We start from the raw sequence: 6,262 nt of genomic DNA on the forward strand, positions 1-6,262 counted from the left end.
CAGCTGGTCCTGGTGCCCTTTAACCGCCAACTGGCGCAGCTCAGTGCAGCCGACTTTGTGGAGCAGGTGCTGCTCAATGGTCTCAAGGCGCGCCAAATCGCCGTGGGGGCCAACTTCCGGTTTGGGCGGGGGCGAGAAGGTGATACCAACACCCTGCGGCAGTTAGCGGAAGCGGCTGGGGTGAAGGTGTCGGTGTTGCCACTTTTGGAAGATGCCGGAGGCCGGATGAGCAGCAGCCGCATTCGCGAAGCGCTCTCGAATGGTGATCTCCAAACCGCCAGCGCACTGCTCGGCCGCCCCTATCGCTTCCGTGGAACCGTGGTGCGCGGACGCGGCTTAGGTCGTGATCTGGGCTGGCCCACCGCCAATCTGCAAGTGGACGGGCGCAAATTTTTGCCAGGTCTTGGGGTCTATGCCGCTCGCGCCTGGACCCAGGGCGATGGCGAAGCGCTTCCGGCAGTGATGAATCTCGGCCCCCAGCCCACCGTGGACCCCAACTCGCCTTCAGCCGTAGAGGTGCATCTGCTCGATAGGCGCATCGAACTCGTCGGTCAGGAGCTTGTCGTGGAGCCGGTGGAGCGGCTGCGCGGACAACAACGCTTTTCCGGCCTCGACGAGCTCAGTGCACAAATCGGTAAGGACGCCGATGCAGCCCGTCAACGACTTCAGGCGACGGCTGGATAGGCATTCGACAGTCCCCAGACGATGAACACACCAATGCCGCCCAAGAGGATGATCCCCCAAACCAGTACGTGCATGGTGCTCTCGGATCCGCTGTTGTCCATGGCCGCCAGGGAGCATGCGATCCTTCTCAGACTGCCATGGAGCCGATGGTTGCCGAAGCAGACGCCAACCTGCGAGTGGCACGGCTCATCGACGCCAACCTGGATCGAGCACGAGAAGGGCTGCGTGTCATTGAAGACTGGTGTCGCTTTGGACTGGATCGGGACGATTTCGTCGTAGCACTTAAAGACTGGCGTCAGCGATTGGGGCAACGGCATCACGATCGCTACCGCCGCGCCCGTTCCAGCGCAACAGACGTTGCCGCCGGCCTAGGCCATCCCGCTCAAGCGAGTCGTTGCTCCGCCCCAGCGATCATCAAAGCCAATGCCAGCCGGGTGCAGGAAGCCCTGCGCGTGTTGGAGGAATTTGGGCGGAATCTCGATCCAGACCTAGCCAGCACCGCAGCTGAGATCCGCTACGGGCTCTATGACCTGGAGGCGCGGATTCTCGAAGCCTGCGGACGTCAGCGCAGGCAGGAACGCCTCGAGGCCGCCAAGCTTTGCCTGATCACGGATCCAGATCGAGACAACAACCTGGAGCGGTTACTGCACGGTGTTGAATCCGCTCTGATGGCCGGCGTCAACCTGGTTCAATACCGCCGCAAACAGGGCAATGACCAACAACGCCTGCTGGAAGCGCAAGCCCTAAAGACACTGTGCAATCGCTTTGAGGCCCTGTTCATCGTCAACGACCGCATTGATCTTGCGCTCTTGGTGGATGCCGATGGCGTGCATCTCGGCCAGGACGACCTCCCCCTCTCAGAGGCGAGACAGCTGCTCGGCCCAGAACGCTTGCTCGGACGTAGCACCCACCGCCTCGAGCACCTGCTCGAGGCCCAGCAAGCGGGCGCCGATTATCTGGGCGTTGGCCCCGTCTTCGCCACCAAGACCAAACGCGATCGCAGCCCAGCCGGCCTGAGCTGGGTGACGGAAGCCAGCCGTCACGCTGCCGTGCCCTGGTTTGCGATCGGTGGCATCGATGTTGAAACGATCCCCTCGGTTCGCGCTGCAGGCGCGCAACGCGTTGCCGTCGTGAGCGCGATCATGGGTTCCAATGATCCGGAAGGAGCCAGCCGGACCCTGCTCCAAACCCTCATTTAACCCCCCTTGCTTTGGTGCCATGCAATTCACGGTGAACGGCGAACGGCACAGCCTTGACCCATCAGCCGCAAGGCTGGATCAAGTGATCCAGCAGCTTGGCCATCACCCACGCCTGGTTGTTGTGGAATACAACGGCTTAATCCTGACGCCAGAACTCTGGGAAGCCCAGCAGGTTCAAGACGGCGACAATCTCGAGATCGTCACCATCGTGGGCGGTGGTTCCTAGAGTTGTTGAAGTGTGATATGCCGTTTTGGCCTCCTCCAAACTCCGCCCCCAGGCTGGTCAAATCAGACGCTGGCTCTCTGGATTGCTGGTGCCACTCTTCGTTGTTGGCCTCCTGTTGATGAGTCCTCAACCCAGCGAAGCCGCCCGCGGCGGTCGGATCGGAGGAGGCAGCTTCCGCGCCCCGTCCATGCCAAGAAGCGGGGGATATAGCCGCAGCTACGGAGGCGGTGGATACGGCCGCGGAGGCGGAATGGGGTTTCCGTTCATCATTCCGATCTTTGGATTTGGCGGAGGAGGCCTGTTTGGCTTCTTAGTGCTCGCGGCGATCGTGGGTGTGTTGGTCAATGCAGTGCGCAATGGCAGTGGGGGCGGATCCCCCGCAATCGGCGGTGGTTATCAAGCCCCCAGGGAGCTGTCCAACGGCCCCGTGTCCTTGCTGCAACTGCAGATCGGACTGCTCGCAAGTGCCAAGTCGTTGCAAACCGATTTGCGTCAGCTCGCGGCATCCGCTGACACCAGCTCATCCTCGGGCCTGCAACGGGTGCTGCAGGAAACAACCCTGGCTCTCCTGCGACAGCCCGATCTCTGGGTGTACGCCAATGTGGAATCAGGCAGCGTTCCCTTCAACACGTCAGAGTCGACATTCAACCGCCTGTCGATGACCGAGCGCAGTAAGTTACGCGCTGAAATCACGACCAATGTTGGTGGTGTTCGAAACGGCAACGCAGCGGAGTTAAGCAGCAGCGGTGATGCCGATGCCACCAACGAATTCATTGTGGTCACGGTGCTTGTGGCCAGTCGCCAAAGCATGAAGCTCAAGCAAGCCGACAGTGGAGAAGCCCTGCGCGAAACGCTGCGCATTCTTGGATCCACATCCTCCTCCGACCTGATGGCCCTTGAGGTGATCTGGCAACCGGATGGAAGCGGCGACGTTCTCAGTGCCGACGAGCTGGTGATGGCGTATCCAAACCTCCAGCACCTCTGAATTCAATTTAAGAAAATCTTCCGCCAAATTCTCTCAACCAATCAAGCGGTCAGGGTTTCAACTCAATAGGTTTAAATCCCTATTACTTGAGTTGAGCTTTGACCTCCACTGCTCCACGCTTAGACCCCAGAGCCATGCAGTGGCAGACGAATGGCGAGCTCGATCAAGGCGACCTCATCGAATTGGTTTGCCATCTCCGCAACGTGGAATGCGACCAACACAGTGATGAGCTTTCACGCTTAGGGCACAAGCTCACTGAGGATTCCCAAACCAATCTCACGTCGCAAAAGCAGGCCACCTGAGTCAGATCCGCCTTTGCAGAATTCGCAAGGCAGCCATGGCTGCTCCGTAACCGTTATCAATATTGACTACCGCTAGGCCTGGAGCACAGCTCGCAAGCATTCCATCGAGTGCGGCCCGTCCACCAGCACTGACGCCATAACCCACCGATACCGGCACGCCGATCACCGGTTGGGGCAACAGGCCAGCAAGCACCGTTGGCAGGGCTCCTTCCATGCCCGCGCAAGCAATCAGCACCGACGACTGCTGAAGTTTCGGCAATTGATCCAAGAGCCGATGCAACCCGGCAACCCCCACATCCAGCAACAGGCCTGCATCAATGCCATGCCACTTCAAGGCCAGTTGTGCTTCGGCAGCTACTGGGAGATCGCTGGTGCCGCCACTGAGCACCGTCACCGAGCCAAGCTCCGGTCGCAAGGTCGGCGGGGCTCCCGACGTTAAACATCGGGCCCGGGCCTCAAAACGAACAAGCTCGGTGTTGCAGCGTTGGAGAACGGCCTGAGCCTTGATCTCATCCACACGCGTGACGAGAGCTGGCTGATCCCTGACTGCGAAGGCTTCAAGGATGGCCACGATCTGCTCCGCCGATTTGTGCAGACCCCAGATCGCTTCGCTGATGCCGAGACGATCGTTCCGCTGCCAGTCGAGACGGATGTCGTCGCTACTCATGGCGGTAACAGCTCTCCTTCAAAGACCAGCGGGAACGGATTGTCCATCGTCTGAGGAAGCGCCATGGCGTTGCGCGCAAGCTGCTCAAAGCGGGCCTGAACCTCTTCCACCTGTTCGCTGGGGATTGCTTTCCAAGCCTGACGACTCGACCACCGAATCAAAAGAGTGCCCTCCTCTGTGTCGGGGTCCCAAAGCAGATCGCGACCCAGAAATCCAGATTGTTGAGCCAACCAAGGCTCCCAGCTACCTCGTTCCGCTTCCAGCCAAGCCTCCCGTCCTTGCTCGGGCACCGAGATGCGCAAATGTTCAATGACGGCAACATCGTATCCACCGTCTGGATCTGCAAACGCAGCGAAACGAACATCAGCCGATTGCCCCATCAGCACCAACGCAACACTCATCAGAGTGGCGACCCTAATCATCAACAACCGGAATCGCTGCAGGAGGCTTTGCATCAAAGTGCATGCAAGAGGGCCACGGCCTGACATGAGATCCCCTCTTCCTGACCTTCAGGGCCCAACTTTTCGTTTGTGGTGGCTTTCACACCCACCTGGTCTGGAGCAACACCAATCCTGAGAGCAATGGCCGATCGCATCGCCTCAATGTGAGGCTTGAGCTTGGGACGCTCAGCGATCAACACCGCATCCACATTGACCACGCCCCAGCCGCGTGCCTTGACCAAAGCCACCACCTGCTCTAACAGCACAAGGCTGTCGGCTCCTTTCCACTGCGGATCACTGGGGGGGAAATATTTGCCGATGTCACCAAGAGACAACGCCCCCAAGAGAGCGTCCATGATCGCGTGCACCAACACATCAGCATCGCTGTGACCATCGAGACCTAGCCCTGCAGGATGCTCCAACTGCTGACCACCAAGAATCAGAGGCCTACCAGGCACTAACCGGTGGACGTCATAGCCATTGCCGATTCGAAGGGACGGAACCGAAGAGGTCATCAAGGGGACGGAAACAGGTCGAACGATTTCACTCGCCTGTCTCAACAACTGGCGATTGATTCATCGAGGCGTGATTTTAAGGGCAACAGCAACACCAGAAGCGATGACATGCTCCTGACAAGCGCCACTCAGATCGCATGACCCTATAGATCGTAGGCGCGAAACAAACGCCACCCATCTCAACTCAAAGAATCAAGAAAATTGCCAAAACAAGCTCCTTACAACACACAAAGCAGAGCAAATAGAAGAGCAGCTCAAGCAAAAGACGCCATCAAAAACGAACAATCAGTCCAGAACTAAAACACGGGCCAGAACAAACGAATAGCACTTCACCAGCCCCACGAAAGCAAGCAATTGACCCACCACAAGGCATCACTCAAGCAACCAACTCATCATCAGAAATAAACAAAGATAACCAGGAAAATAGCAACTCTTCAAAAGAAACATCAACATGCCTCTTTGAAAACATCATCATCTCTCATCGACAACACAGCAGGAGATGCAAAGGCCTGACGATAGAAAAGAGCGAAGGACCAGGGGTTTGGTCCTTCGTGATCCGGTTAGTCAGAGGAATGATGCTTCATTCCTCTATTTCCTCCGGAGCCTGTGATGAACTAACGGGAGATAACCATGCCACCTGGCAACCCGCCTCCACTCAGCGTCTGGATTGCCTGCCTCTCAATCGGAGTGGGTTTGGGCGGAACATTAATGCAGATCCTCATGAGATTTTGAAAGCTATCCATTGAGAGCTGCACAACAAACACCAAGCCAAGATATCTGCGGAAAATCGCGCCAGCCTGATCAGAACGAAGCAATCAACAACGAAAAAGGGAACCCCCTAGTCGTTAGTTTTCCGTTCTGGCTGTAAGACCTAGATCAATAGAGAGCCCATGGAGCAGATGGTCTAGATGTTGCCGACCATCATCATGAAATATCTCAATGAGAAGATTCGACCATGTCTCATCTCCAAAAATCAAAGCTATAACGAGCCTACTCGGAGAACGGGTTTCATTCAGCGCTTGAGTTGCTGAGAATTCAACCCCCCTCAAGATGATCCTCACCACTATTGATTGACAGCGATCTAATCAGGAAGATCACAAATCAGCTGCTCCTCTTCCATGGAAATACTTGCATCACTTAAAGCAATTCATTTTGCAATCTCAAGCAACACATTCATCGTTTAACGCATCAATCTGTTTTCAGTCGTCACTGAAGCCCCAGAGCTCTGCTTTCAACGCCCATCG

Annotated in this window: 8 protein-coding genes; 5 read left to right on the plus strand and 3 right to left on the minus strand. The window is 57.0% G+C overall.

The genetic code is table 11. From position 1 onward, the window contains the following. The 5 genes from ribF to NCN04_RS06455 form a co-directional block, all read left to right on the plus strand. Window positions 1–684, plus strand: a 684-nt coding sequence (ribF, locus tag NCN04_RS06435) for a riboflavin biosynthesis protein RibF (protein ID WP_250395547.1), incomplete at its 5' end; no start/stop codon positions are given. Between the two features lie 137 nt (window positions 685–821). Next, window positions 822–1,883, plus strand: a complete 1,062-nt coding sequence (locus NCN04_RS06440; protein ID WP_250395548.1) for a thiamine phosphate synthase — start codon at window positions 822–824, stop codon at window positions 1,881–1,883. A 19-nt stretch (window positions 1,884–1,902) separates the two neighbouring features. Continuing rightward, window positions 1,903–2,109: a sulfur carrier protein ThiS gene (gene thiS / locus NCN04_RS06445; RefSeq protein WP_048346020.1), complete on the plus strand. Its 207-nt coding sequence runs from the start codon at window positions 1,903–1,905 to the stop codon at window positions 2,107–2,109. 25 nt (window positions 2,110–2,134) lie between these two features. After that, window positions 2,135–3,094, plus strand: coding sequence for a DUF1517 domain-containing protein (locus NCN04_RS06450; RefSeq protein ID WP_413430460.1), 960 nt, complete (start codon window positions 2,135–2,137; stop codon window positions 3,092–3,094). Between the two features lie 98 nt (window positions 3,095–3,192). Beyond that, a complete protein-coding gene (locus NCN04_RS06455) occupies window positions 3,193–3,396 on the plus strand; it encodes a DUF8633 family putative protein (protein WP_250395551.1) in 204 nt (67 codons plus the stop codon). Between the two features lies 1 nt (window position 3,397). Here NCN04_RS06455 and larB read toward each other — a convergent pair whose 3' ends face one another. The 3 genes from larB to ispF are packed head-to-tail and all read right to left on the minus strand — an operon-like array spanning window position 3,398 to window position 5,018. After that, the gene (larB, locus tag NCN04_RS06460; protein WP_250395549.1) at window positions 3,398–4,063 is read right to left on the minus strand and encodes a nickel pincer cofactor biosynthesis protein LarB; all 666 of its coding nucleotides are present in this window, start codon (window positions 4,061–4,063) and stop codon (window positions 3,398–3,400) included. Beyond that, window positions 4,060–4,518 (minus strand): TIGR03792 family protein, encoded by a 459-nt coding sequence (locus NCN04_RS06465; protein ID WP_084763972.1) that lies wholly within the window; start codon window positions 4,516–4,518, stop codon window positions 4,060–4,062. The genes larB and NCN04_RS06465 overlap by 4 nt, the downstream gene beginning before the upstream one ends. After that, window positions 4,518–5,018 carry a 2-C-methyl-D-erythritol 2,4-cyclodiphosphate synthase gene (gene ispF / locus NCN04_RS06470; protein WP_048346017.1) on the minus strand — a complete coding sequence of 167 codons (501 nt, stop codon included), beginning with the start codon at window positions 5,016–5,018 and terminating at the stop codon, window positions 4,518–4,520. Before ispF ends, NCN04_RS06465 begins: the two co-directional genes overlap by 1 nt. Window positions 5,019–6,262: the final 1,244 nt, after the last annotated feature.

The organism is Synechococcus sp. MU1655, from assembly GCF_023630655.1.
Taxonomy (GTDB): domain Bacteria; phylum Cyanobacteriota; class Cyanobacteriia; order PCC-6307; family Cyanobiaceae; genus Synechococcus_C.